At 68.6% G+C, this 26,943-nt stretch carries 22 protein-coding genes; 3 read left to right on the forward strand and 19 right to left on the reverse strand.

All coding sequences use genetic code 11. The annotated features are described in order from the left end of the window. Positions 1-152: 152 nt before the first annotated feature. Positions 153-470, forward strand: a complete 318-nt coding sequence (locus ACSSVZ_RS23330) for a c-type cytochrome (protein WP_453973222.1) — start codon at positions 153-155, stop codon at positions 468-470. Positions 471-481: 11 nt separating this feature from the next. Here ACSSVZ_RS23330 and ACSSVZ_RS23335 read toward each other — a convergent pair whose 3' ends face one another. The 9 genes from ACSSVZ_RS23335 to ccrA all read right to left on the reverse strand — a co-directional run bounded on the left by ACSSVZ_RS23335 (position 482) and on the right by ccrA (position 12,485). Then, positions 482-1,462, reverse strand: a complete 981-nt coding sequence (locus ACSSVZ_RS23335; RefSeq protein ID WP_453973223.1) for an endonuclease/exonuclease/phosphatase family protein — start codon at positions 1,460-1,462, stop codon at positions 482-484. Then, positions 1,459-3,117, reverse strand: a complete 1,659-nt coding sequence (locus tag ACSSVZ_RS23340) for an AMP-binding protein (protein WP_453973224.1) — start codon at positions 3,115-3,117, stop codon at positions 1,459-1,461. Before ACSSVZ_RS23340 ends, ACSSVZ_RS23335 begins: the two co-directional genes overlap by 4 nt. A gap of 85 nt (positions 3,118-3,202) precedes the next feature. After that, positions 3,203-3,715, reverse strand: a complete 513-nt coding sequence (locus ACSSVZ_RS23345) for a CAP domain-containing protein (RefSeq protein WP_453973225.1) — start codon at positions 3,713-3,715, stop codon at positions 3,203-3,205. Between the two features lie 25 nt (positions 3,716-3,740). Next, positions 3,741-6,311: a DUF3772 domain-containing protein gene (locus tag ACSSVZ_RS23350; RefSeq protein WP_453973227.1), complete on the reverse strand. Its 2,571-nt coding sequence runs from the start codon at positions 6,309-6,311 to the stop codon at positions 3,741-3,743. Between the two features lie 154 nt (positions 6,312-6,465). Beyond that, positions 6,466-7,683 (reverse strand): quaternary amine ABC transporter ATP-binding protein, encoded by a 1,218-nt coding sequence (locus tag ACSSVZ_RS23355; RefSeq protein ID WP_453973228.1) that lies wholly within the window; start codon positions 7,681-7,683, stop codon positions 6,466-6,468. A gap of 37 nt (positions 7,684-7,720) precedes the next feature. Beyond that, positions 7,721-8,602 (reverse strand): ABC transporter permease, encoded by an 882-nt coding sequence (locus ACSSVZ_RS23360; protein WP_453973229.1) that lies wholly within the window; start codon positions 8,600-8,602, stop codon positions 7,721-7,723. A 69-nt stretch (positions 8,603-8,671) separates the two neighbouring features. Continuing rightward, positions 8,672-9,715: an ABC transporter substrate-binding protein gene (locus tag ACSSVZ_RS23365; RefSeq protein ID WP_453973230.1), complete on the reverse strand. Its 1,044-nt coding sequence runs from the start codon at positions 9,713-9,715 to the stop codon at positions 8,672-8,674. Positions 9,716-9,981: 266 nt separating this feature from the next. Next, a complete protein-coding gene (locus tag ACSSVZ_RS23370; protein ID WP_453973231.1) occupies positions 9,982-11,007 on the reverse strand; it encodes an ABC transporter substrate-binding protein in 1,026 nt (341 codons plus the stop codon). Between the two features lie 203 nt (positions 11,008-11,210). Further along, positions 11,211-12,485, reverse strand: coding sequence for a crotonyl-CoA carboxylase/reductase (gene ccrA / locus ACSSVZ_RS23375; protein WP_453973232.1), 1,275 nt, complete (start codon positions 12,483-12,485; stop codon positions 11,211-11,213). A 229-nt stretch (positions 12,486-12,714) separates the two neighbouring features. On the opposite strand from ccrA, the gene ACSSVZ_RS23380 reads away from it, so the two are divergent. Continuing rightward, the gene (locus ACSSVZ_RS23380; RefSeq protein ID WP_453973233.1) at positions 12,715-14,709 is read left to right on the forward strand and encodes a methylmalonyl-CoA mutase family protein; all 1,995 of its coding nucleotides are present in this window, start codon (positions 12,715-12,717) and stop codon (positions 14,707-14,709) included. 511 nt (positions 14,710-15,220) lie between these two features. Here the strand turns inward: ACSSVZ_RS23380 and ACSSVZ_RS23385 are convergent. The 7 genes from ACSSVZ_RS23385 to ffh form a co-directional block, all read right to left on the reverse strand. Further along, complete coding sequence (locus ACSSVZ_RS23385; RefSeq protein ID WP_453973234.1) at positions 15,221-17,122, reverse strand: hypothetical protein; 1,902 nt, start codon at positions 17,120-17,122, stop codon at positions 15,221-15,223. Between the two features lie 458 nt (positions 17,123-17,580). Next, positions 17,581-17,853 (reverse strand): BQ00720 family protein, encoded by a 273-nt coding sequence (locus ACSSVZ_RS23390; RefSeq protein WP_453959591.1) that lies wholly within the window; start codon positions 17,851-17,853, stop codon positions 17,581-17,583. A gap of 199 nt (positions 17,854-18,052) precedes the next feature. After that, on the reverse strand, positions 18,053-18,484 hold the full coding sequence (locus tag ACSSVZ_RS23395) for an Hsp20 family protein (RefSeq protein ID WP_453973235.1): 432 nt from the start codon (positions 18,482-18,484) through the stop codon (positions 18,053-18,055). 145 nt (positions 18,485-18,629) lie between these two features. Further along, the gene (gene trmD, locus ACSSVZ_RS23400; protein ID WP_453973236.1) at positions 18,630-19,343 is read right to left on the reverse strand and encodes a tRNA (guanosine(37)-N1)-methyltransferase TrmD; all 714 of its coding nucleotides are present in this window, start codon (positions 19,341-19,343) and stop codon (positions 18,630-18,632) included. Next, positions 19,340-19,990 carry a ribosome maturation factor RimM gene (gene rimM, locus ACSSVZ_RS23405; protein WP_453973237.1) on the reverse strand — a complete coding sequence of 217 codons (651 nt, stop codon included), beginning with the start codon at positions 19,988-19,990 and terminating at the stop codon, positions 19,340-19,342. The genes trmD and rimM overlap by 4 nt, the downstream gene beginning before the upstream one ends. Before the next feature lie 33 nt (positions 19,991-20,023). Further along, positions 20,024-20,431: a 30S ribosomal protein S16 gene (rpsP, locus tag ACSSVZ_RS23410; RefSeq protein ID WP_453973238.1), complete on the reverse strand. Its 408-nt coding sequence runs from the start codon at positions 20,429-20,431 to the stop codon at positions 20,024-20,026. A gap of 67 nt (positions 20,432-20,498) precedes the next feature. Next, a complete protein-coding gene (gene ffh / locus ACSSVZ_RS23415) occupies positions 20,499-22,028 on the reverse strand; it encodes a signal recognition particle protein (protein ID WP_453973239.1) in 1,530 nt (509 codons plus the stop codon). Between the two features lie 282 nt (positions 22,029-22,310). Between ffh and ACSSVZ_RS23420 the strand changes: the two genes are divergently transcribed. Beyond that, on the forward strand, positions 22,311-22,721 hold the full coding sequence (locus ACSSVZ_RS23420; protein WP_453973240.1) for a DUF3775 domain-containing protein: 411 nt from the start codon (positions 22,311-22,313) through the stop codon (positions 22,719-22,721). Between the two features lie 94 nt (positions 22,722-22,815). Here ACSSVZ_RS23420 and ACSSVZ_RS23425 read toward each other — a convergent pair whose 3' ends face one another. From ACSSVZ_RS23425 to goxA, 3 genes are read right to left on the reverse strand one after another with little or no spacing between them, the layout of a single operon-like run. Then, positions 22,816-23,274, reverse strand: a complete 459-nt coding sequence (locus ACSSVZ_RS23425; RefSeq protein WP_453973241.1) for a RidA family protein — start codon at positions 23,272-23,274, stop codon at positions 22,816-22,818. Beyond that, positions 23,274-24,434 (reverse strand): glycine oxidase maturase GoxB, encoded by a 1,161-nt coding sequence (gene goxB / locus ACSSVZ_RS23430; protein WP_453973243.1) that lies wholly within the window; start codon positions 24,432-24,434, stop codon positions 23,274-23,276. Before goxB ends, ACSSVZ_RS23425 begins: the two co-directional genes overlap by 1 nt. 4 nt (positions 24,435-24,438) lie before the next feature. After that, positions 24,439-26,454, reverse strand: coding sequence for a CTQ-dependent glycine oxidase GoxA (gene goxA / locus ACSSVZ_RS23435; protein ID WP_453973244.1), 2,016 nt, complete (start codon positions 26,452-26,454; stop codon positions 24,439-24,441). Positions 26,455-26,943 lie beyond the last annotated feature (489 nt).

Genomic DNA, 26,943 nt, shown 5'->3' on the forward strand with positions numbered 1-26,943 from the left:
CTTGGCGCCGTCCGGCCACTTCTTTCCGGAATTGATCGAAATCACGGAGCCCGCCGGCCGGTCGTGATCTGGTGGCCGTCGCCACCCACGTCACCGTCGCCGCCGGGCCCGTTCCTGTCCGGCCGGAGACTGCTTCCGGAGCGATCGTTCCCGTGACTGGACTCCGCTACCTCAGCATTCTCGCCCTCGTCGCCGGACAGGTCGTCCCGGCCTTCGCCGCCGGAGACGCCGACGAAGGCCACGCGCTCGCCCGGCAGTGGTGCTCCGCATGCCACATCGTCGACGAGGAGCAGACGACGGGGAGCGCCGACGTGCCGCCGTTCGCGGCGATCGCGAGGTCGGAGAGCCTGACGGCGGACGGGCTCGCGGCGTTCCTCGCCAATCCGCACCCCGTGATGCCGAACCTGTCGCTCTCGCGCGCCGAGATCGCCGACATCGTCGCCTACATCGAGGCGCTGAAGCGCGACTGAGCCTGCTCCGGTCAGGGCGCGCCGAACGCGAAATCCGCCGACAGCGGCGCGTGCAGCGATCCGGGAAAGTCCTCCGGAACCGCCGTGTCGTCGATCACGTGCGCGTTGTCGATGCGCACGTCGGTGAGGTGCTCGGCCAGCGCCCGGCTCATCAGGATGTGGTCGAGAAGCTGCGGCCGCCCGTCGTGCAGCGTGGTGAAGCGCAGCGCCGCCGCCACCCGGGCCTCCGCCGCGATCAGCGCGTGGTGCGCCAGCGCCGGGGTGCCGGTGTCGCCGGGGGCGGCCAGCAGCAGGCGCAGCGGCGTCTCCAGGAGATCGGCGTTGAGGTCGCCCGCCACCGCGATCAACCGGTCGGGATCGCCGTCCAGCAGCAGATCGATCGCCCGCCGGATCTCCAGCGCCTGCCCCATCCGCTTCATCGCCGCCAGATAGTAGCCTTCCGCCCAGCCGCTGGCGCTGCGCCACGTGTGGGCGTCGAGCTTTTCGCCCGGCACGGGGGCGGCGAGCGGTGCGCGCAGATGGGCGTTGAAGACGTCGAGGTGCCGACCGGGCGCGAGCGCGATCGTTGCCTGGAGAACCGGCCGGTCGAAGGCCACGTCGATCGGATCATCGGCGGCCGTCGGCAGCCGCAGCGAGGCCGGTGGCACGAGATCGTGCCACAGCCGCCGGTGCGCGACGATCGGCAGGCGCGACACCACGACCAGGTTGTGGCGGTCGCCGACCGGCCCGGCCAGCCCGGCCGAGACGCGCTGGCAGCCCGCGAACGCGGTGCCGTCCAGAAGCTGGTCGAGATCGGCGAGCGTCCGGTCGCCACCGCCCTGGGGCCGCTGGCCGTTCACCTCCTGCAGGCAGAGGACGTCGGCCGCGAGCGGAACGATGACGGCGCGCAGCGCGTCGAGGCGCGCCGCCGTCGCGGCGCTGCCCGCCCGGTCGCCGCCGAAGGACTCCACGTTGAAGGTGGCGAGCCGCAGCCGGCCTGCCGTCTCCATCATGCGTGTCCGTCGGTGTCGGCCCCGTCCGTCGCGGCCTCGTCGCGCACCCGGTCGCGGAACACCCGGCGGATGACCTTGCCGGTGGTGGTCAGCGGCATCTCCTCCACGAAGGTGATCTCGCGCGGATATTCGTGCGCCGACAGCCGTTCGCGCACATGGGCCTGGATGTCGCCGGCCAGCGCTTCGCTCGGCGCGATCTCCGGCCTGAGCTGGACGAACGCCTTGACGATCTCCGTGCGCATGGCGTCCGGCTTGCCGACGACCGCGGCCAGCTGCACCGCCGGATGGGCCACCAGGCAGTCCTCGATCTCGGTGGGGCCGATCCGGTAGCCCGACGAAGTGATGACGTCGTCGTCGCGGCCGACGAAGGTGACGTAGCCGTCGTCGTCCATGGTGCCCTGGTCGCCGGTCATCAGCCAGTCGCCGCGGAACTTGTCGCGGGTGGCGGCGGGGTTGTTCCAGTAGGCGAGGAACATCACCGGGTCCGGCGCCCTGACGGCGATGGTGCCCTGGGTGCCGCGCGGGACCTCGCGGCCCCCGTCGTCGACGACGGCGACGGTGTGGCCGGGGACGGCCTTGCCGATGGCGCCGCCCTTGTTGACCCCGATGGCGGCGCACGACGACAGCACCAGGTTGCATTCGGTCTGGCCGTAGAATTCGTTGATGGTCAGCCCGAGGGCGGAATGGCCCCAGTCGAAGGTACCGCGTCCCAGGCTCTCGCCGCCCGAGCCGACCGACCGGAGGGTGAGCCCGGCGGGGGGCGGCGCGGCCTTCAGCATCCTGAGCGCCGTCGGCGGGATGAACGCGTTGCGCACGCCCGCATCGACCATCAGCCGCCAGGCCTCCTCGGGATCGAAGCGGTCGAAACGGCGGGCGACGACGGGCACGCCCAGCTTCAGCGCCGGCAGCAGCACGTTGAGGAGCCCGCCGGCCCAGGCCCAGTCGGCGGGCGTCCAGATCCGGTCGCCCGGCTGCGGCAGGAAATCGTGGTGCATCTGCACGCCGGGGACGTGGCCGAGCAGCACCCTGTGGCCGTGCAGCGCGCCCTTCGGCGGGCCGGTGGTGCCGGAGGTGTAGATCATCATCGACGGCTCGTCGGCGCCGGTATCGGCGGTCTCGAACCGGTCCGATGCCCTGTCGAGGAGGGCGGCGTAGTCGGCGGCACCCTCCTCGGCCCCGTCGATGGAGAGCACGAGCGAGAGGCCGGGGAGCTCGGTGCGGATGCCGGCGAGCTTGCCGGCGCCGATCCGGTTGGTGACGATGGCGCGCACCCCCGCATCGGCGAGCCGGAAGCGCAGCGCGTCGGGGCCGAACACGGCCGCCAGCGGCAGCGCCACGGCGCCCATCCGGTAGATGGCGAGGTGGGCGACGGCGGTCTCGGTGACCTGCGGCAGGAACACCGCGATGCGGTCGCCGCGGGCGAGGCCATGGGCGGCGAGCACGTTGGCGAGGCGGGCCACCTGGCGGTGGAGGGCGCCATGGCTGATGGTGCGCTGGCCGCCGTCCTCGTCGATCTCGATGATCGCCGTCCGGTCGGGTTCGGCCGCCGCCCAGCGGTCGTTGGCGTCGGCCGCGATGTTGTAGCGGTCCGGCACCTGCCAGCGGAAGCCGGTAACGAGGCTGTCGTAATCCGGCGCCTTGGAAAGGTTCGTCACGGGGCCGCCCTTCTTCTCGTTCGGTCGGTGGGACCGTCGGGCGCACTATGGAAACCGACGGCCCCGATCGCAAATGGCGGGGTCGCTACTCCGCCGGGGCGGCGAAGATGCCGGCCCAGAAGACCTTGTATTTCGACCCCGGCGCATAGGACGTGGCGATGCCGAAGCGGGTTGCCTTCGGGTCGAGCATGTGGGCGTTGTGGGTCTTCAGCTCGCGCCAGCCGGAGAAGGTCTCGGCCATCGTGCGGTAGCCGGCGCTGACGTTTTCCACGGCCGAGGAAGCCGGATAGCCGGCCGCCTTGAGGCGCGCCTCGATGGCGCGCTCGCCCCCGAGCGACACCTGGATGCTGTCGCGGGCGGCGAGTACGTCGGCCTGCTCCTGGGCGATCCGGTTGAGGGCGGGATCGACGGTGAGCGGCGGCAGGCCGTTGTTCTGGCGATAGTTGTTGATCAGGTTGACGGCAGCCGCCGTGTCGATCGTCGCACTGGGCGAGGCGAGGTCCTGGTAGAAACTCGGCTTCTCGGGCGGTTTGGCGCAGGCGGCAACGCCGGCGAGCGCCACCAGGGCCAGGAGGCGGCAAGCGCGTCCAAAGGTCATGCGATGTGTCCTTGCGGGGATGGGATCAGATCTCGGCGCCATCCCCGTCCGGGGCATCCGAGATGGCTTCAGGGGAAGGCGGGTCGGGTTGGTGCGGCGCGCCCGCGGGGCCGGGCCGGTCGGCGGCCCTGTCGGCAAGGTGGACGTCGCGGCGGGTGTACGGGATCTCGATGCCGTTCTCGCGCAGCGCCCGGAACACGGCGAAGCGCAGCTCCGATTTCGCGCTCAGCATGTAGTCGACGTTGCCGAGATAGCAGAACAGCTGAAACTCGAGCGCCGATTCGCCGAAGTTCGACAGATACACCTTCGCCTCCGGATAGGCGAGAACGTTCGGATGCGACTGGGCCACCTCCAGCAGCAGGTCGTGCACCTGGTCCGGATCCGACTGGAACGGCACCCGCACGTCGACGATGATGCGGCCGGAGTTGTCGTTGTGCATCCAGTTCTTCACGACGCCGGAGATGAGGTCGGAGTTCGGCACGATCACCGTGGAGCGGTCGAAGGTCTCGATCTCGGTCGAGCGCACGTTGATGCGCTTGACGTAGCCCTGGTCGGCGCCGACGACGATCCAGTCGCCCGCCTTGATCGGGCGTTCGGCCAGCAGGATCAGCCCCGAGACGAAGTTGTTGACGATCGACTGCAGGCCGAAACCGACACCGACCGAGAGCGCGCCGGCGATGATGGCGACGTTCTGCAGGTTGAAGCCGGCGACGGAGAACGCGAGCATGCCGGCGACGATCACGCCGAGATAGCCGAGCCCCGTCCGCACCGAGGTCTTCAGGCCCACGTCCATGCGGGTGTGCGGCAGGAACCGGGTGTCGAGCCAGCGCTGGAAGGTGCGGGTGGCGAGCATGCCGACCGCGAAGACGATGAGCGCCGCGACGATCGCCCCCGGGGAGATCGTCACCGAGCCGATGCTGAGCCCGCTGACGGTGCGGGTGATGGCTCCGGAGAGGTCGTCCTTGTTCAGCCCGAATGGTGCGAGGACGAGACTTCCGGCGATGATCACCAGGAAGATCCGGCCGACGCCGGACAGGATCGCGCCGAGCTGTTCGATCGTCGCCGGCCGCAGGCGCAGGTTGCGCAAGAGCAGGTCGCCGACCGGGGTGCCGGCCCGGAACGCGGCCGAAATAAGCTCGTCGGCCAGGATCAGCGCGACGAACAGGATGCTGAGCACGACGCCGACCCAGGCGGACTGGCCGACGAGGAACCAGCCCAGCGTGAGATAGCCGGCCAGCGGAGCGAGCGCCGCGACGATCGCGGTCAGCCAGGCGGGCGGCAGCAGCCAGCGCCAGATCGCGATGGTGCCGCCGCCGGGGCTGTCGGAATCCTCGTTGAGGCCGCGGGCGATCGCATGCAGCGTTCCCATCGACGCCGCCGCGGTGGCGAGCGCGAAGATGCCCTGCAGGCCCTCGATCACCGGCAGCGGCAGGGCGAGCACGTCCGACATGCGCACGATGAAGAGGCCTGCGCAGAAGACTCCTGCGTAGAGGACGACCCACTTGTTGATGGAGACCGCGGCTCCGTCGGCGACCGTGAGGTAGCGCCAGGTTGGCCGGACAGGCGCGATGATCGCCTGGCTCAGGCCGCGGACCAGGGCAAACAGGCCGAGCGACTGGAGGAGCGCCGACAGCGTCTCGTCGATCCGCGGCGGCGACAGGTCGAAGGCGTCGAGCAGGATGATCAGGCCGCCCAGCAGGACCAGGACGATGCCCACGTTGACCGAGGCGATCGCCACCGCATGCGTCACCTTGGGCAGGGGGGCGACGTTGGTCGCGGTCGGGTCGCGGTTGGTTCGCCGGTCGAGATAGCGCCGCACCGGGCCCACGATGATGATGACGAGCAGGAACACCAGCAGGCCGCCGGCCGCCGAGGCGCCGCCCGCCCGCTGGCGCAGCAGCGCGGTCCAGTCCTCCACCAGCAGGTTGAGGCTGCGGACGGCGCGCGGCAGTTCGGAGACGATGTCGCGCCAGAGGGACGGATCGAGGATGCTGCTGCGGCGCTCGCCAATCTCGGCGGCGAACAGCTGCCGGCGCCGTTCCTCGATCGTCGAGATCAGTTCGTCGGCGCGCAGGCGGATCGACTGGGCCTGCTTCAGGACGGCCTCGAGCGCCACCAGGCTGCGGGTCTGGGACTCGCGTTCCAGCTTCAGCGTCGCGGGCTCCAGCGCGCTCTGCTCCTCCGGCAGGCTCAATTCGTCGAGGCGCGCCTTGAGCGTGTCGGCGCGCGGCTTCAGCCGGTCGATCAGCGGCTTGATCTGGTCGCGGATCTCGATGGCCGTCCGGCGCAGCTCGACCAGGCGGGTGTCCGGAAGGTCTTCGTGCTCCAGGGTGCTCGCGATCTGGTCGAGCTTGATCTTCCAGCCGTCGAGCAGGGCCTGATCCGCCGGGTCCACGGTGGCCGGCGCGATGGAGACGGGGCGTGCCGGCGGGTCGGTGTCGGGCGCGGTCTCGGGGGGCTCCGCCGGGGCGGGCTGATCGGGCGAAACCGCCTGTTCCAGCATCTGCCGGATGCCCTGCGCCTCGGCGCGGCCGTGCGGCGCCGCAGCCAGGAAAGCCGCGGACAGGAGCAGACTGATCAGGAGCGGACGGAGCATCGGGCGTACCGTTCAACCAAGGCGCGGTGGGCGGGTCGGGGCATGGTCACGAATGGTACCCGTCGTGCCGGGGCGGTTGCCGGCGCACCCGTGCAGCAGAAGGCGGCGCGGATAAGGCGCGCCGACGATTGGCCCCCGGCGCCGGGCCGCATTGTCAGCGTTGCGTCCGGGCGGGGTCGCCGGCCCGGTCCTCCTGGCTCGGCGGCGTCAGCGCGTCGGACATCCGTTCGGGGGTGATGACGCCCTGCAGCCGGCCTTCCCGGTCGACGACGGCGACGGGATAGTCGGAGGCGAGCGTCGTGGGAAGGGCGATCTCGAGCGCATCGGTCTGATGCACGACCGGGTATTCCTCGGCCAGGTCCCAGGTGGTCCTGGCACCGTTCGGGTGCTCGATGGCGGCCTGGACGGCATCCTGAGTGACGACGCCACGGTAGCTCTCGCCGTCCACGGCATACCCGTAGGCGGCGCCCTTCCGGCGCATGTCGGCCAGGGCGCGCTCGAGATTCTCCTGGGTGATCCGGTGCTGGGGCGGCTTCATGATGACGTCCACCGTCAGCACCCGCGCCCGATTCACGTCGCGCACGAAGGCGCGGACATAGTCGTCGGCGGGGTTGAGCAGGATTTCCGGCGGCCGTCCGACCTGCGACAGCCGGCCGTCCTTCAGGATGGCGATGCGGTCGCCGAGCCGGAGCGCCTCGTCGAGGTCGTGGGTGATGAAGACGATGGTCTTGTTGAGCTCGGCCTGCAGGGCGATCAGCTGGTCCTGCATCTGGCTGCGGATCAGCGGGTCGAGGGCCGAGAACGCCTCGTCCATCAGCAGGATGTCGGCATCGGTCGCCAGCGCCCGGGCGAGCCCGACCCGCTGCTGCATGCCGCCCGACAGCTGGCTCGGGTACTGGTGCTCGAAGCCGGAGAGACCGACGGTGTCGATCCACCGGCGGGCGCGGGCGTCCTGGTCCCTGCGGCCGAGGCCGCGCACCTCGAGCCCGTAGGCGACGTTCTCGACCACCGTGCGGTGGGGCATCAGGCCGAAGCGCTGGAACACCATGCTCATCCGCTGGCGGCGGAACGCGCCGAGCTCGCGCATGGAGAGGCCGAGGATGTCGGTGCCGTCGACGAGGAGGTGGCCGTCGGTCGGGTCGATCAGCCGGTTGAAATGGCGGATCAGCGTCGACTTGCCGGAGCCGGACAGGCCCATCACCACGAAGATCTCGCCCTTTTCGATCGACAGCGAGATGTCGTCGAGGCCGAGGGTATGGCCGGTCTGGGCAAGGAGGTCCTCCTTGCTCATGCCTTCCTTCACCCGGGCGAGCGCCGCTTTCGGGTTCGGGCCGAAGATCTTGGTGATGTGCTGGACTTCGATCAGCGCCATCTCGTTTCCTGCTGTTCGTCTGACGCGTCCGCCGCGGTCAGGAGTTGGCCACGTTGCGGTAGGCCTGGGCGCGCGCGCCGATGGACTGGCTGATGCGGTCGAAGACGACGGCGAGGATGACGATGGCGATGCCGCCGACGAGGCCCTGGCCGGAATCGTTGCGCTGCAGCCCGAGAAGCACGGTCTCGCCGACGCCGCGCGCGCCGATCATCGAGGCGATCACCACCATGGCCAGCGCCATCATCGTGGTCTGGTTGATGCCCTGCATGATGGAGGGCAGGGCGAGCGGGATCTGGACCCCCTTCAGCATCTGCCAGCGGGTGGCGCCGAACGCGCGGCTCGCCTCGATCACCTCGGTGTCGACCAGCCGGATGCCGAGGTCGGTCAGGCGGATGAGCGGCGGCGTGGCGTAGATCACGGTCGCCAGGATCGCCGGAACCTTGCCGAGGCCGAACAGCATCGCCGCCGGGATCAGGTAGACGAAGCTCGGGATCGTCTGCATCAGGTCGAGGATCGGGTTGATGACGGTTCGGGTCAGGTTGGACCGGGCCGACAGCACGCCCAGCGGCACGCCGATGACGATGGACAGGCCGACCGAGACGAGCATGATGGCCACCGTCTGCATCGCCTGTTCCCACAGCCCGAGCGTGCCGAGGAACCACATGGCGACCATCATCGCGACGGTCAGCCCGACGCGGCGGCTGGCCGCGTAGGCGATCATCCCGACCACGGCGATGACCAGCCAGGCCGGCGCGCCGCGCAGCACCTGCTCCAGCGCCACGAGGACGGTCAGCAGCCCGTGCGAGACGCCTTCGAAGACGTTGCCGTAGTTGACCACCAGGTAGGTGACGGCCTCGTTGGTGGCGTCGCGGATGGAGCGCCCGACCGTCCCGCCGAGAAAGAAGGCTTCCTGGTTCATTCCTGCCTCTGGCTGGCTGATCCGACGGCTTGCCGCACGCCTGTGTTGGTTGGACCGGACGGTGCCGGCTCAGCTCCCGGCGAGCGCAGACTTGACGGTTTCGGCCACTTCCGCCGGAACCCAGGTCGACCAGATGTCGGGGTTTTCCCGCAGGAAATGCACGGCGGCCTCGTCGGCGGTCGCGTTGTTGTCCTGCATGTAGGCGAGCGCCTTCGAGACCATGGCGTTGGTCGTCTCGTACCGGGACAGGAATTCCACGATGCCCGGGGCCGTCTCGGCGAAGCCGGTGTTGACCGCCTTGTAGACGGCGACGGGCGGATAGGCGGTCGCTTGCGTCACGTCACCCGGATTGGAGGCCTGGGTGAGCTTCGTCCAGATCGCCTCGTCGTACGGCGGCTCCTCCAGCTCGACGATCTGGTCGCCGACCTTGCCGAGCAGCCAGGTCGGCCCCCAGTAGTAGAAGACGATCGGCTTGCGGGCCTGGATGGCGCTCTCGATGTCCGACGACAGCGCCGCGCCGGTGCCGGGGCGGAAGTTGGTGTAGCTGTCGGTGAGGTCGTAGGCGTGCAGCTTCTTGGTGTTGATGACCTCGCAGCCCCAGCCGAGGATGCAGTTGGTGAAGCGGCCCTTGCCGGGCGCCTCGGGGTCGGCGAACAGGTCCTTGTACTTCGGCAGGTCGAAGACCGACTTCAGGCCCCTGGCCGGGGCGTCGTCGCCCTCCACCAGGTATTTCGGCACGAACCAGGCCTGGGTGGCGTCCGGAAAGTTGACGCCGAGCGATCGGACGGCGCCCCTGGCCACCGCCTGCTTCCAGGCCTCCTCGACGTTGGAGCTCCACATCTCCATCGTGACGTCGATCTGGCCCCGCGCCATGCGGCTCAGCAGCGGGATCGTCGAGCCGGCCTCCAGCGTGGTCCGGCAGCCGTAGCCATGCTCGAGGATGAAGCTGGTGACCGCGTTGTGGAACGCGCTGGAGTCCCACTCGAGGGCGGCAAGAACGATCGGCCGGTCGACTTCGCAGACGGGGACGGCAGATACCTCATCGGCGGCTGCGGCAGGGCGCGTCGCCGCCGTCAGGCTCAGAACGGCAATCGAAAGGGCGAGTGTCAGCACCGCAGGCCGCGTGCGCCGAACTCGGTCATCGGACGGCAATCCGGGTGGCATCGACATCCCTGTCTTGTTCTCGGCCGTCGCTTGCGCGCGGGTCACCGCTGCCATCCTGCCTCAAAAGTCGCAGATGGCAAAACGCCGCGCGCCGCCCCGGACGTCACGATATCGCGCGCCTCCGGCCCAGCGCCCTCTGCCCTGGCTCCGTCTGCCGGGTCAGCGCAGGGCTGCCGTGCAGCGACCGCCAGCGCTTCCGATGACGCGCCCGCGCCTCAGAGCGCGGCCTTCACCTTCTCCGCCACCGATGCCGGCACCCATTTGGTCCACACGTCCTCGTGCGCCTTCAGGAAGGTCTTGGCGGCCATGTCGGCGTCGCCGCCGTTGGCTTCCATGTCGGCCAGCGCCTTGCTGGTGAGGTCGCTGGTGGTGGTGTAGGCGGTCAGGAAGGCGGTGAGGTTGGGGGCGCTTTCGGAGAACGTCTTGTTGGCGCCGATGATGACCTTGCTGACCGGATAGGCGGTCGCCGACTGCGGATCGTCGCTCGCCATCATCTGGTCCCAGATCTCGCGGTTGAAGGCCGGCTCCTGCAGCTGCACGAAGTCGTGCTGGCCCATCAGCGCGGTCGGCGCCCAGTAGTAGAACAGGATCGGCTTCTCGCGCAGATAGGCCGAATTGACGGCGGCGGCGAGCGCCGCCCCCGTGCCCGGGCGGAAGTTGGTGTAGGAGTCCGCGAGCCCGTAGGCGACGAGCTTCTTGGAGTTGACGATCTCGCACTGCCAGCCGGCCGGGCAGTTGTAGAAGCGCCCTTTGCTGGGCTCCTCCGGATCGGTGAACATCTCCGCGTATTCCGGCAGGTCGGACACCTGCTTCAGGCTGGGTGCCGCGGCGCTGTCGCCGTCGACCAGATATTTCGGCACGAACCAGCCCTCGATCGCGTCGGGAAAGGTGGTGCCGAGCGCGACGACCTGTCCGGCCTTCTCCGCGTCGACCCAGGCCTGGGCCGGGTTGGCGGTCCAGATCTCCATGATCACGTCGAGGTCGCCCCGCGCCACGCCGTTGATCAGCGGGATCGTCGAGCCGGGCAGGTCGTCGACGGCGCAGCCGTAGCCGTTCTTGGCGATGAACTTGGCCACCGCGGTGTGGAACGCCCCCGATTCGTAGTCGAAGCCGGCGAACATCACCGGGCGGTCGACGTCGCAGGTGTCGTCGGCGGCCCGCGCGGGTGCGGACGCGAGGGCGCCGGTGACGAGCGCGGCGGCGGCAAGGGCGAGCAGGCGAGAGGAAGCGGAGGAGGGCATGGTCCAGGGTCCTGTCGGGCGTGGGCGATGGACGGTCGGGTCCGGTGCACCGGCGCCGCGCGGCGTCCGATGGATCTCGGCTGCAAGCCTAGCCAAGCCGGTCGGCGACGCAAGCAGGCGATTTGGTGCATTGCGGGACGTGGCGCGGAGTGACCCGGCGCAAACCGCGAGCGCCGGGCCGGTGTCGATGCGGCCGCAGCGCCTCAGCTGCCGCTGCGGCCGGCTTCGATCACGTCGTCGAGGGTGCGCAGCCCGGTGGTGGGAGCGGAGACCAGCACCGCCATGTTGCCGGGGGCGTGCTCGTTTTTCCACATCTTGCTGTGGGCGCGCGGGATCTGCGTCCACGGGAAGACTTCGCTCATGCACGGGTCGACGCGCTGGTTCAGCACGAAGCGGTTCGCCTCGGTCGCCTGTTTCAGATGGGCGAAGTGCGATCCCTGCACGCGCTTCTGGTGCATCCAGACGTAGCGGGCGTCCATGGTGAGGTTGAACCCGGTGGTGCCGGCGCAGAAGACGATCATGCCGCCGCGCCGGGCAACGAAGGTGGAGACCGGAAAGGTCGCCTCGCCGGGATGCTCGAAGACGATGTCGACGTTCTTGCCCTTGCCGGTGATGTCCCAGATCGCCTTGCCGAAGCGCCGCGCCTCCTTGGCCCACGTGTCGTATTCGGGGCTGTTCACCTTGGGCAGCTGGCCCCAGCAGTCGAATTCCTTGCGGTTGATGACGCCGCGGGCGCCGAGCGACAGCACGAAGTCGCGCTTGGTCTCGTCGGAGATGACGCCGATGGCGTTGGCGCCTGATGCCGCGCAGAGCTGGATGCCGAACACCCCGAGCCCGCCCGACGCGCCCCAGACGAGCACGTTGTCGCCCGGCTTCAGGGTGTGCGGCGCGTGGCCGTAGAGCATCCGGTAGGCGGTGGCCAGCGTCAGCGTGTAGCAGGCCGATTCCTCCCAGGTGAGGTGCTTCGGCCGCTCCATCAGCTGGCGCGCCTGGACGCGGGCGAACTGGGCGAAACCGCCGTCCGGCGTCTCGTAGCCCCAGATCCGCTGGGACGGCGAGAACATCGGGTCGCCGCCGTTGCACTCCTCGTCGTCGCCGTCGTCCTGGTTGCAGTGGACCACGACCTCGTCGCCCACCTTCCAGCGGTTCACCTTCGAGCCGACGGCCCAGACGATGCCCACCGCGTCGGATCCGGCGATGTGGTAGGGCTGCTTGTGGCCGTCGAAGGGTGAGATCGGCTCGCCCAGCGCGGCCCAGATCCCGTTGTAGTTGACCCCCGCGGCCATCACCAGGATCAGCACTTCCTGGCTGTCGATGGTCCAGGTGGGCACCACCTCCACCTGCATCGAGGTTTCGGGCGGGCCGTGGCGATCCCTGCGGATCGCCCAGGCGTACATTTTCTCCGGGACATGTCCGAGTGGCGGGATTTCCCCGATCTCGTAGAGGTCCTTGTGGGCATTCGCCGGAGCAATCGACATCGTTTCCTCCCCAGTCGACGGCAGTGCTTTTATATTGCAGCGCAATATCCGCATGTCCAGCGGGCGCCGTGGTGTTGCCTGACACTGGCACGCCGGGCGGGGCAGCGCAAAGGGCGGAAAAACGACCGCCTCGCGCGGAGCGTGTTGGCCCGCCGGTCGAGTTCTCACTAGATTTATTGCGCTGCACGCTGTCATTGTGCGTACGAAACGGACACGGGAGGCGATGGCGATGACGGGCGGGACCCACGACGGCGCATCCAGGGACAAGCCCTGGATCTTCCGCACCTATGCGGGCCACTCCTCGGCGACCGCGTCGAACGCGCTCTACCGGTCGAACCTCGCCAAGGGGCAGACCGGGCTGTCGGTCGCCTTCGACCTGCCGACCCAGACCGGCTACGACCCGGACCATGCGCTGGCCAAGGGCGAAGTCGGCAAGGTCGGCGTCTCGATCGCCCACATCGGCGACATGCGGGCGCTGTTCGCCGACATCCCGCTCGACCGCATGAACACGTCGATGACCATCAACGCCACGGCGGCCTGGCTGCTGGCGCTCTACGTCGCGGTCGCCGACGAGACCGGCGCGCCGCGCGCCAGCCTGACCGGCACCACCCAGAACGACATCATCAAGGAGTATCTGTCGCGCGGCACCTACGTGTTCCCGCCGGCCCCGTCGATGCGGCTGATCACCGACGTGATCGCCTGGACCGGCCGCGAGACGCCGAAGTTCAACCCGATCAACGTCTGCTCCTACCATCTGCAGGAGGCCGGCGCGACGCCGACCCAGGAGCTCGCCTTCGCGCTCGCCACCGCCATTGCGGTGCTCGATGCGGCTAAGGCATCCGGCGCCATCCCGGAAGCCGATTTCCCCCAGGCCGTCGGCCGCATCTCCTTCTTCGTCAACGCCGGGCTGCGCTTCGTCACCGAGCTCTGCAAGATGCGCGCGTTCGTGGAGCTGTGGGACGAGATCTGTGAGACGCGCTACGGCGTCGACGACCCGAAATACCGGCGCTTCCGCTACGGCGTGCAGGTGAACTCGCTGGGGCTGACGGAGAGCCAGCCGGAGAACAACGTCTACCGCATCCTCATCGAGATGCTGGCCGTCACCCTGTCAAAGAATGCCCGGGCACGCGCTGTGCAGCTTCCGGCGTGGAACGAGGCGCTCGGCTTGCCGCGCCCGTTCGACCAGCAGTGGAGCCTGCGCGCCCAGCAGATCCTCGCCTTCGAGACGGACCTCCTGGAATACGGCGACCTGTTCGACGGCTCGGTCGTCGTGGAGGCGCGGGTCGCCGAGCTCAAGGCGGCGGCGAAGGAGGAGCTCGCCCGCATCGACGCCATGGGTGGCGCGGTGGCGGCGATCGAGTCCAGCTACATGAAGCAGCAGTTGGTGGAGGCCAACGGCCGGCGGCTGGCGGGCATCGAGAGCGGCGCGCAGGTGGTCGTCGGCGTCAACGCCTACACCGAGTCCGAGCCGTCGCCGCTCGCCACCGGGGCGGGCGCGGTGATGACGGTGCCGGAGACCGTGGAGGCGGAGGCGGTGGAGCGCCTGGAGGCGTGGCGCGCCGCCCGGGATGCCGACGCGGCTGCGTCTGCACTGGCCGACCTCGAGGCCGCCGCCCGGGACGGCCGCAACCTGATGGAGCCGTCCATTGTCTGCGCGAAGGCGGGGGTGACCACCGGCGAATGGGGCACGACGCTGCGCCGCGTGTTTGGCGAGTTCCGCGCGCCCACCGGCGTCGGCCAGGCCATGCGCACCAATTCCGACGAACTCGCCGCCATCCGCGACGAGGTCGATGCCGTCTCCGACCGGCTCGGCCGGCGGCTGAAGTTCCTGGTCGGCAAGCCCGGCCTCGACGGCCACTCCAACGGTGCCGAGCAGATCGCTATGCGGGCCCGCGACTGCGGCATGGAGGTGGTCTATGAGGGCATCCGCCTGACGCCGGCCGAGATCGTCAACGCGGCGCTGGAAGAGGGCGTCCACGTGGTCGGCCTCTCGGTGCTGTCCGGCTCCCACGTGGCGCTGGTCAGCGACGTGATGGACCGCATGCGCCGCGCCGGCCTCGACGACGTGCCGGTGGTCGTCGGCGGCATCATCCCGCCGGAGGACGCCGAAACCCTCAAGGCGCGCGGCGTCGCGGCCGTCTACACGCCGAAGGACTTCCAGCTGTCGGAGATCATGCGCCAGATCGTGAAGATCGTGGCGGCGGGGGAGACTGAGGCTGCGTGAGGGGGGCAAGGATCCCTCACGGCAGGCCGTCCTGACCCGCGGATTGTGGCCTGTCGGGCATACCGTTTCCCCAAAGACGTTTCCTAGCGATTGGGTGTAGCCCACCTGCAGCGGCAACGATTTAGCGGGTTGTGGGTGGCTGAAGTTATCGCCAAATGGTTGTGTAGCGGCCCGGAATACTCTAAAAGCGAGTGTCGGGAGCTCCACGACGACCATAACGCGTGCGTTCCCGGAGGTCGAAGCCGGCTATCCCGGTCTTGGATCTGGTCTCAACGGCGACAGCAAGGGAGACGAGTGATGCGCTTGCTTTTGATCGCACTCACCGCCGCCGGCGCATTTGCACCGATGGCCTCGGCGCTTGCGGGAACTGTTATCCCGTGAAGCCGGATCTGGTTTACCCAATTGGGTGCAACTAGATGTTCGGGCCCCGCGTTCGCACGAACGGGGGCCCGTTCCATTCTCCGGCCGGCGCACGTCGATGAAGAAGATCTGGCAGCTTCGGCGCGGCTCTTCAGGGGACAGAATTTTCGCTCACCACGCGGGTTAACCTTCTGATCAGCCGATCAATTTGCCGCCGCATCGCCTCTGTGCCCGATTCTCCTGATACGATCTGCGCATACCAGCCGGGGTCTCCGGCGTCACCGCGCTGCTTGAGCAGATCTTCCGCGCGGATCAAGTGGCGCAGCGCCTCCTTTTCAACCTCCAGGTCCGTCAGGGTGGTGTAGGTGATTTTCTCGCCCCAGAACTCCGACGCGAAGAGGAGCACCTTCGCGAGATGCAGCCTGTACTTTGCTTGTAATTCGAGAGATTGCTCGGAACTACTCAGGCCAAGGGTGAAAAGGCACGACGGCAGGTGGGCGTTGCGGATTGCATAATTGAAGACGCGGGCATCGACGGCGTCCTGTGCCAGTGCTTCTTCAACGAACAGATCAGCGTAGCTCACATAGCTCAGCATGAGACGGGCCGCCGCGTTGTGCTCGCCATGAAAGGGACGCTCCTCCGGGCTGCGATCTTCCCAGTCCGAGGGGAAGTTCGGTTTCTCGCGCACCTTGGTTTCAAGGGCACGACAGTCCCTGTCTTCCGCCCACATGTCAGGGTCACGCAGCACGGCGCCGACCCCTTGCTGGTTGGCCGAGAAAAACAGTTCTTCCATGTTCAGGGTTACGTCGCCAAGCAAATCTCGGCGTGCAGTATGCATTCCTTCCATCGCAAGGCTGATGGCCAGATATTGCTTTGCTCGAATTTGGGCCCACTGCAGCGATGTCGCTGCGCGGCTGCCTTGCTCGATGTCCTTGTATTTTTTGTCGGTGCCTTCAATCCATTCAGCCAATGCACGGATCGAGGCCTCGTGCGCGCCCGCCGCTCCCAGGGCAAAGCTTATTAGAAGGCTCTCGTACAGATCTTCGAAAATACTCGAGATGCGATCTTCATTCGCTTCTGGTTTAGAGGATCGTTCAATTATGCAACTATCTGCGATGTATTGTGGAATGTAATGTCGTTGAATGTAATCTGGTATATTTATTTGTTTCGCGATTGCTTCGACAAAATAGATGGTCTTACCGGCAATATCGCGTATATCGGCCGCCGAGTGGGTGGATCTGTCGATTGTATCCAGGCGCAATCGATGGATTTCCGGTCCAAAATAGGTGTGAACCAGCAGGGGATCTGAACTTCCTTGTACGGCCTCTTTGAGGCAGGAGGAAAACGCTTCGGTCCGCGTCAGCACCGCCGGTAGGTCCTGTGGCGTATCAGGAAAAGGTTCGGACCGGACTATCGAGATATAGAAAGGGTCAGCGATGGCATTCTTCTTCAGGAGCGGTATTGCGAAGCCAGCGTAGAAGCTCGATCGCACAAGCGCTGAAGCCTGTTGGGCGGTGTCTTCCGTGCCTTCGCCCCCCTGTCCAAAAATTCCACCGGCGCTGTTCTGGGGTGTGGCTTGCTGTCCTTGGGAGAACGACAGTTGAAGCGGTGCCGAGTTTATCGACGTCACTCGTCCGAGCAGGGCATCGACGGACGGGGTGAACAGGGAAACGATAAGCAGTGTCAGAAGCACAAGCCCCCATCGGCCATGGGCTCGATTAGTTTCCGGCTGAGTCAGAAGTTCTGGCTTCAGGAGAAACGAACTCCAGTATCCGAAGAGGTAGCCAAAGACCGTTCCGACGACTGCGCAGTAGGCGATGGGCGTGCTGACAAATCGATAGACGTGCCAAACGTGGGTGCCCAACTCGGTGTGGATTTCCCAGACGAAGATGACCAGGACGGTCGCAAGTCCGAGGCCCGATCCGATGGCCACCAAGGCGACGAGATTTGGTTGTGCCAAGCGACCGCCAACAAGGCGGGGCGTGTTGCCCCGCGTCAGATAGTAGGACGCGAAGCCAAGCAGCGCGGCGAGCGAAAAAACGAGAACACTCATGGACGCCATTGGAGCCCCCCGGTTCCAGCCGTGCTCATGGCCCAACGGGCCGGCGCATTCGTCGAAAGTTACACTCGCTTAACGTGCTATAAATTCATAATTAACGCAATACGTGCGTTGTTGATTGACCGGTAGCCGGCGGTCGCCGGCGCGCATTGACGGTCCGGACGGAGCTGAAATCACTGTGCCGGTGGGCGTTCCGACGCCTTTTCCCGTCGCCGGACATACGAACGCCGCCGGGGGACGGTTCCGGCGGCGTCGCGCGGGTGTGCTCGCCAAGTAGGGAAATCTCGGCTTGGCGCGTGCTGGATGGCCGGAAGCGGTCATCGCGGCGGTGCTGCAAGCGCGCCTGGAGCAAGTAGCTCGTGGCGCCCAGCCCGGGAGGACATGCGGGCATTACATGCAGGTCTGACGGCCCTCTCGGAGCGCCCTTGAAGGCGACTGGTTACGTCCGCACCTCAGTGCACCGTCACCATGTGCAGCTGGTTCTCGTAGGCGTTGGCGATCACCGCTTCGCGGGAATCGGCCAGCATGATCGGCGTGCCGTCGGCCGACAGCAGCGCCCACAGCTTGTGTTCGGCCGACAGCTGCGGCGCGTCGGGGAAGAGGCTCTGCACCTCGCTGCCGTTGAGCGGCCGCATGTAGGCGACCTGGCCGCCGCCGAGCTGGGCGAGGGCCTGCTGGGAAATCACCGGCTTGGCACCGCCGGTGTCGTCGATGGATCGGTTCATGACCTTACTCCTTACTGTCCACGCCGCCCGTCGCGATGACCGGGTCGGCGATGCCCCCATGATCGGCGGGCGGCTCCGTCTGTCGCGTCGCCGGACGAGGCGTCCGGCCGCTCGGCATGCGGATCGGGTGGATCTCCGGCGCGCGCGGCGCGTCGGCGCGGGAGATCGAAATCTGGCTTGAGCGCGGCCCGGAAACGGCTCAGTCGTGGGCGGTGATGTCGATCCGCCGCACGATGCGCTCCTGCTCGGGGCGGACGAGGTCGATCGACAGCAGCCCGTCCTTCAGCTCGGCGCTGCGGATCTCGATCCCTTCGGCCAGCACGAAGGTGCGCTGGAACTGCCGGGCCGCGATGCCGCGGTGGAGAAACTGCCGGCCGGTGTCGTCGTCGGTCTGGCGACCCCGGATGACCAGCTGGTTCTCTTCGAGCGTAACGTCAAGCTGGGCGCGGGTGAAGCCCGCCACCGCCAGCGTGATCCTGAGCACGTCGCCGCGGTCGGTTCCCGCCGCCAGGCGCTCGATGTTGTAGGGGGGATAGCCGTCGTTGGCGGCCTTCGACACCCGGTCGAGCACCCGCTCGATATCGTCGAACCCGAGCAGAAACGGGCTCGAAAACGTCGTGAGACGTGACATGCACCAACAGTCCTTGTCCAAAGCGACCAAGCGGTGCCGGACCCGAAGCATGGCATCCGGCAGTCCGGGGCAGTGCCCGTTCTGAAATATGGGGGAAATCGGGCGCCGTTCAAGCGCCGAGCGCCCGGACCGGCGACTGCGCCGTTCAGCCGGCGTCGCGGCCGCGCGGGGGAGAGGCGGGCGGCAGCAGATCGGGCCGGCGGGCGCGCGTCAGCGCCTCGGCCTGCTGGCGGCGCCAAGCGGCGACCTTGCCGTGGTCGCCCGACAGCAGCACCGGCGGGATCGCGCGTCCCTCCCATTCGGCGGGGCGGGTGTACTGGGGATATTCGAGCAGGCCGTTCTCGAAGCTCTCCTCGCTGGCCGACCCGGCCGCCCCCATCACGCCGGGCAGCAGGCGCACAACCGCGTCGAGCAGCGTCATCGCCGCCACCTCGCCGCCGGAGAGCACGTAGTCGCCGACCGAGACCTCCGTCAGGCCGCGCGCCTCGATCACCCGCTCGTCGACGCCCTCGAAGCGGCCGCACAGGACCATCAGGCCGGGGCCGGCGGCGTAGCGCTTCACGTCGTCCTGGGTGAGCGGCCGGCCGCGCGGGCTCATCAGCAGGCGCGGCCGGTCGGGGGTGGCCGCACCCGCCGCATCGATGGCGCGGGCGACGACGTCGGCGCGCATCACCATGCCGGGGCCGCCGCCGGCGGGTGTGTCGTCCACCGAGCGGTGCCGGTCGGTGGCAAAGGCGCGGATGTCGACGGCGTCGAGCGACCAGACGCCCTCGCCGAGCGCGCGGCCGGCGAGCGAAAAGCCGAGCGGGCCGGGAAACATGTCTGGAAACAGGGTGAGGACCGTGGCGTGGAAGCTCACGGCCGGTCCCCGCCGGCCTCGTCCGTGTCGCCGTCGTCCGGCCCGTCCGGATCCGCTGCGTCGCCGCCCTTGTCGTCCCCGCCGAGAAGGCCGGGGGGAATCGCGACGACGAGGCGCCCGCCGGCGATGTCGACCTGCGGCACGCAGGCTTCGGTGAACGGCAGGAAGAAGCTCGCGGCGCCGGGCCGGTCGATCTCGATCAGGTCGCCGGCGCCGAAGTCCTGGACGGTCTTGACCGTCCCCAGTGTCTCGCCGTCGGCGGCCACCACGGCAAGGCCGAGAAGGTCGACGTGGTAGAAGGTGTCGTCCTCGTCGATCGCCGGCAGGCGGTCGCGCGGCAGCCACAGCGTCTCGCCGCGCAGGGTCTCCACCGCGGTGCGGTCGGGCACGCCTTCGAAGCGCGCCACGACCTTGCCGCCCGCGGTCTCCAGGCCGGTCACCTGCAAGGTGCGGCCGTCGGAGAGCACGAGCGGCCCACAGTCGGTCAGCGATGCCGGGTCCTCGGCAAAAAGACGCAGCTTCGCCGCCCCGCGCACCCCGTGGGCCGCGCCGATCTCGGCGAGCACCACGTAGGCAGCGGGATCCGCGGCGGGGCCGGCGGGAGCCGGCGCCCGCGGGGCGCGCGTCTTTCTCGGTCGGTCCGCCATCGCTCGGACGCTCCGCGCCGAAGCCGCGGCGGCTTACTCGGCCGCGGCGCCTTCGGTTGCTTCCGGAGCCGGCTCGGTGGGCGCCGCGGCGGCTTCGGCGGCAGCGGCGGCGGCCTTCTCACGGGCTTCGGCGCGCTCCTGGGCCTTCTTGCCCGGCTCGCCCTTCTTCAGGTTCTCGCGCGCCTTGCGGGGCATCAGGCCGGCGGCGTCGAGGAAGCGGTGGACGCGGTCGGTCGGCTGGGCGCCGGCTTCCAGCCAGTGCTTCACGCGCTCTTCGACGAGGGTGAAGCGCTCCGGATGGTCCTTCGCCAGCAGCGGGTTGAAGGTGCCGATCTTCTCGATGAAGCGGCCGTCGCGCGGGGCGCGGGCATCGGCCACGACGATGCGGTAGTACGGGCGCTTCTTGGCACCGGCGCGGGTCAGGCGGATCTTCAGGGACATGCGATTTCCTTTTGTTGATCTTCAGTGGTTCGGTTGATCGGTCGGGGTTGGTGAACGGGCAGCGCCGTCAGCGCTTCTTGAGCTTGAACTTCGGCTGGCCGCCGCCGCCGCCGGGAAGCCCCGGCAGGCCGTGAAAGCCGCCGCCGGGCGCGCCGGGGAAGCCGCCGGGCATCTTCGGCATGCCGGGGGGCAGCCCGCCGCCGGGCATGCCGCCCTGCTTGGCGAGCTTCTCCAGCTCGGCCGGATCCATCTGGGGGCCGCCACCGCCGCCGCCCATCATGCCGGAGAACAGGCCCTTCTTCTTGCCCATGGTCTTCATCATGTCGGCCATCTGGCGGTGCATCTTGAGGAGCTTGTTGACCTCCTCGACGCGGGTGCCGGAGCCGGCGGCGATGCGCTTCTTGCGGCTGGCCTTCAGAAGGTCGGGCTTGCGGCGCTCGGTGCGCGTCATGGAATTGATGATCGCGACCTGGCGGCCGATGACCTTGTCGTTGATGCCGGAGGCTTCCATCTGCTTGCGGGCCTTGCCCACGCCCGGCATCATTCCCATCAGGCCGGACAGTCCGCCGAGCTTCTCCATCTGCAAGAGCTGGCTGCGCAGGTCGTCCAGGTCGAAGCTGCCCTTCTGCAGCTTCTTGGCCATCGCCTCGGCCTGTTCCTGGTCGATGGAGGCCGAGGCCTTCTCCACCAGGCTGACGATGTCGCCCATGCCCAGGATGCGGTCGGCGATGCGCTTGGGGTGGAAGTCCTCCAGCGCGTCGGCGCGCTCGCCGACGCCGATCAGCTTGATGGGCTTGCCGGTGACGGCGCGCATGGAGAGCGCCGCGCCGCCGCGGCCGTCGCCGTCGACGCGGGTCAGCACGATGCCGGTCACGCCGACGCGCTCGTCGAACGAGCGGGCGACCTTCACCGCGTCCTGGCCGGTGAGCGAATCCACCACGAGCAGGATCTCGTGGGGGTTCGACACCCGCTTGACCTCGGCCATCTCGTGCATGAGCGTCTCGTCGACGTGCAGGCGGCCGGCGGTGTCGAGCAGGACGATGTCGTAGCCGCCCAGCCGGGCGGCGGTCAGCGCGCGCTCGGCGATCTGCGGCGGCGACTGGCCGGGCACGATCTTCAGCGTCTCGATGCCGTTTTCCTCGCCGAGGATCTTCAGCTGCTCCATCGCCGCGGGACGCCGCGTGTCGAGGGAGGCCATCAGCACCTTGCGCTTGTCGCGCGTCGTCATCCGGCGGGCGATCTTCGCCGTAGTGGTCGTCTTGCCGGAGCCCTGCAGGCCGACCATCATGATGGCCACCGGCGGCGGCGCGTTCAGGTCGATCGGCACCGCCTCCTCGCCGAGCATGGCGACGAGTTCGTCGTGGACGATCTTCACGACCATCTGGCCCGGCGTCACCGAGCGGACGATCTCGGCGCCCACCGACTTCTCGCGGATGCGGTCGACGAACGGCCGCACGACCTCCAGCGCCACGTCGGCTTCCAGGAGGGCGCGGCGGATTTCACGCAGCGCGGCGTCGACGTCCTCGGCCGACAGCGCGCCGCGCCGGGTCAGACGGTCGAAGATGCCACTCAGGCGGTCGCTCAGACTATCGAACATCGATCCTCGCATTCCTCTCCACAGACCGTCCGAACAACCAACGCAAAACGCACCCGCGGGCGAACATCGCTGGCGGGTGGTGGCCTCCGGGATCGGGTCCCGGTCGGCGGGTCTCGCTGATCGCTCAGGATCGGTGGACCCCGCTACCTAGTCTTTCCGCGGCGCGCGGTCAATATTGGTGGTGCGATCGCCCGTCGGGCCGCGTCGTTCCGGCTTGTCAGGTGTGCGTGCGCCTGCAATCAGTCAACGCGTCACATTCGAACCACCGCGAAAGGAACCGCCATGCCCGCCGAGCTGTCGCTTTCGCCCGAGACTGTGCGTCTGATGGTCGACAAGGCCCGGACGGTGGCCGCCGAGATGACCGACACCTTCGAGGACGGCGGCGAGCACGACACCGAGTTCGATCCGGACATGCTGACGCGCAGCCATGCCCACGACGGCCTCGACGAGGAAGAGGAAGCCAACCTCACCGAGGAGGAGCTGAAGGAGCTCATCGACGACCTCAACGTCGACGAGGCGGCCGACCTGGTGGCGATCACCTGGATTGGGCGCGGCGACTTCGAGGCCGCCGAGTTCGACCAGGCCCGGGCCGACGCGCTGGAGCGCGACGCCCGCAAGACCTCGACCTACCTGATGGCCATGCCGCTGCTGGCCGACTACCTCGAAGCCGGCCTCGACGCGCTGGAGCTCTGAGCAGTCGCAGAAAGTGGGAACCGGCTTTCCGTCCGCGATTGCGGGGTGAGAAAGAGGTTTTGCCGCTCAGGCGAGCGCGCCGTCGGTCCGCGCCCTAGTCCGCGGCCAGCGCGTTGCACTCGACCTCGATGGCCGCGTTCATCGGGATTTCCGGCACGATGATGGTCGATCGGGTCGGCGGCGCTTCGGGGAAAACGTCCCGGAAGACGGCGTTCATCGCCGGGAAGTCGTTGATGTCCGACAGCAGCACCATGCACTTGAACGTCCGGTCGAGCGACGTGCCCGCGCCTTCCAGCATGGTCTTCACGTGTGCGAAGGCCTGACGGGTCTCCGGGGTGATGCCGCCCGGCACGAGTTCCTTTCCGCCCTCGGCGGTGCCCAGGACCCCGCCGACATAGACCACATCCCCCGCGCGGACCGCGCCGGAATAGGGAAGGCCTTCGACGGCTGTCGAGGGGTAGGCCTTCAGTTCCGGGGCTGCGGCGTTCGCCGTGCCGAAGCCGATGGCGAGCGCAATGGCTGCCGCCGAGAAAGTCCGGATCGATCGGGTCATCAGAGTGTCCTTTCGGGATGGCGGTCCGGCCCCTCCGGGCTGGCCGCGGGTGGGTGGTAAGAAGGCCCGGACGCGCGTCGGCGCCGCCAGAAGGGCCGGTCGTGAAAGCGCGCTTCGCGTGCGTACACGGCCGCGCGCTCGCGGCTGAAATGCTCGACCCCCGTGCGGAGCCGCGCCGCATAGCTCTCCGCCGCGGAGAGATCGCCGTCCAGGGCCGCCGCCGCCGCTGCCGCGCCGTGGATGCCGGTCCAGAGCGCCGTCGTCATGCCGTGCGCGGAGAGCGGGTCGAAGGCCGCCGCCGCATCGCCGACGGCAAGCCAGCCGGGCCCGGAGGCCGCGTCCAGCCACGCGGTGCCGGCCGTTGCCAGGCGCGGCGCCTCGGTCAGGGCGTATCCGGCGCTTTCGATCCACCGCGAGATGTAGGTCGTCCGGTCCGCCAGCTCGCGCCAGAGCGCGGGGTAGCTGCGGAGCCCTCGCGGCATCAGGTCGGGATCGGAGTAGAACTGCACGACGAGCCGCCGGTCGGCGAGCAGCGTGGCGTACCACCAGCCGTCGTCCACCGCCTCGATCAGCGTCGCCGGCGTCGGGTCGATGCCGGTGTCCCGCTGCCGCAGCACCGTGCAGGCGGCCACCAGCCGGTCGACACGGCGCACCCCGCCGTTGCGGCGGCCGATCGCGGCCCGGCGCCCCGTGGCGTCGATCAGGAACCGGGCGGCGATCTCGTGCCCCTCGTCGGTGGCAAGCGTCCAGCCGGAGCCGGTCCGCTGAAAGTCGAGAAGCGAGGCCTCGACGAGCCGGACCGTCCGGCCGCGGGTGAGCTCGAACAGGTCCGCCTCGAACCGGCCCCGGTCGAGGACCAGGCCGAGCTCCCCGGGCAGGGCGCTAGCATGGCGCTCGACGAGCGCCGCGCTCCCCCACGACGTGAAGCTGACGGTCGCCTGCCGATGGGCGGGTGCGGCGAGGAGGTGGTCCGCCCCAAGGTCGGCAAGAAGCGGCAGGGCCGCGGCGGCGAGGCTTTCGCCCGGCTTCTGCGCCGGCCGCTCCGCGACGATCCAGGTGACGGGAACGCCGTTCCTGCTCAGGGACAGGCAGGCCGCGCAGCCCGCGATTCCGCCACCGACGACCGCAACCGCAGGGACTGGGTCTCCATCGCCCGGCATCAGCCTACGGCAGCTGTCCGTCTTCGGGCGTCCAGTCGAAGCGCGCCTCCATGGGGCCCCGCCCGACCTCGACGTAGAGCTTCGCCGGAATCGCCTCCGGATGATCGGGATCGCTGGGGCCCGGCCGCTCCACGACGAAGCCCATCCGTTGCCAGAGGTTGATCATGTTGCGGATGCCGTCCCAGTAGCTGGCGTTGGCGTGGTAGCCGATGCCCGGCACCCCGCGCGCCCACCAGACGCGGTTCTGGAAGAACTTCGTCCGCTCCTCGGGCGTCAGGTCGGTTCGCATGAGCTGGTTGTAGAAGTCCTCCGGCAGCACATCGACCGGCAGCAGCGCCGGCCACCAGACCGGGACGGGGAAGTCGTCCTGCAGGGCGACGCGCTGGCAGCTGAACGCGTCCGGCTGCCACGGCAGGCCCATCCAGCGGGTCAGGTCGCCGGCCATCTGCGGCCCGATGGGCGGATTGTCGCCGCTGGTCGCCGTCTCGAAATCGAGGATCCGGCCGACATTCTGCACCAGCGACGTCCTGTCGCCCCGGGCGATGCGGAAGAGTTCGGCCTCGGCGTCGTCGTGGCGGGCATAAAGCGCCGGCAGGCGCAGATAGTAGGAGAGTTCGACGCCGGGATGGAACGCGCCGCCAGAGCAGGGCTCCAGCGCGGCCCGAGTCAGCGCATGCGGGCGCTGCTCCACCGGCAGCTGGTCGAGGCTGGCGACCGCATCCAGCGTGCCGTCGGTGAAGTCGTTCTCGAAATCGCCCTCCGCCCAGCGCCGCAGACGCTCGTATTGCAGCTTCGGGAACTGGAACCACTGCAGCGGGCTGCCGTCGTGGTCGACGCCGTCGCCCGGCATCATCGGCATCTTCAGATGCTCGTCCTTGAAGGCGTTCGGGCCCAGGTTGTACGGGTTCCGGAAACTCTCGAAGACCTTCTGCCGGAACGGCCTGTTGGCCGCGCTCGGATCGGCGAGCTGGGCGAGGTAGGCCTCGCTGGAGAAGTCGCCGATATCGAGCCAGCCCTGGCGCATGTTGGCCGCAGCGGAGACCCACTCCATCAGCGCCAGCCGGTAGAACGTCGGATACACGTGCTGGCGGAAGGAGAGCGGCGAGGCGGGCGCCTCGCTCCATTTCTGCTCCCAGTTCATGCTCTCGATGACGTCGTAGAGCGTCGAGATCGCCGGGATCTCGGGCGCGAAATCGGGGCCGACGCAGGCCACCCAGGCGCCGTCGGCCTCCAGCACCTGCCCGTCGGCAAGCGTCACCGTGGCGTCGACCGGGCCGTCGCACCAGTCGTCATACCAGCCGTCGTTGTCGGCGAAGTTGGTGATGGGCGCGCCGCGCGGCGCGGCCGCGACGCCGTCCGCCGGCACCACGAGAAGCCGTCCGTCCTCGTCCGTGCGCACCTGCCCGAGACCCACGTCGACGGCGTCCCAGAACCGGCCCGTCATGGCATAGGCGGGCTGGTCGCCGTCCCAGTTGACCTTCGCGCCGCTGATGGCGACCGTCCCCGGATCCACCACCAGCATCGCCTCGCGCTGCGCCGTGGTGGTGAAATACTGGTTGCGCATCCGGGTCGGCATGCCCGGTCCGTGCGCGGCGTTGTCGTGCGGATTGACGAAACCGTACCAGGCCGCCTTGGTGTTGGCGACGTGCACGCGCCAGTCGATCGTGGCGTCGGCCGAGGTCAGCTCCCTGACCACGCGCCCCTGGTCGTCGAAGCCGTAGATCCGGAAGCGCTGGACCTGCTTCTTGATGAGGGAGTTGCCGTCCTTGTAGCCGCCCTCGGGGCGCGACGGGACGCCGGGGATCTCCGGGGCGTAGAACCATTTCTGGCTGCCGCCGACCCGGCAGATTCCGAGGGCCGGATAGATCCCGACGCGGGCGATCTTCGCATCGGCCGGTGCGGCCTCGGTGGGCGCGGTCGCGGCGACCGCCACCTTCGGCAGGAAGGGCAGCCCCGCCGTCGCCAGTCCTCCCACCGCGCCGACACCCGCCAGAAAGTCGCGTCGTCTCATCTCGGCCATTAAGCTCGCACCTTGGCACTAAGTTTTTGTTGAAGCCTGGAAATCCGAAGATCCGGCGGCAATGTGGCAGATCCGGCCGATTCGGGTCAAGCTGCGGGCCATGTCGACGCCCCACATGAAAATCCGGCCTGACTTCCGACGTCTGAGAGACGCGACCATCTGGATTTGCGGTCACTTTCGAGGATGCAAGCCTCGGGAATTTCGGCAAGTATCTTGCCCGGGGCGCGCATGGATATTCGGGTTTGGTGTTCTCGCCGCTCACGCGAGTTCGCTTCGCTCGCGCCGGGTTCGCTTCGCTCACCGCTCCGCGAGGGCGGCCTCCGGCCGGCGCGCGGTCGCGCGCTGGGGGAGATGTCCTGCGAGGTGTGGGGTTGTTTCTCCGGAGCCCCCCAACCTCCGCTTGTGTCTGATTTGTGTGGTTTGATTGAGCGTCGGGAGGCGTGGCGACGCCTCCCGACGCGGTCAGGTGGCCGTCTCTCCGCGGGTCGT

The sequence above is a fragment of the Amorphus sp. MBR-141 genome (assembly GCF_053628695.1).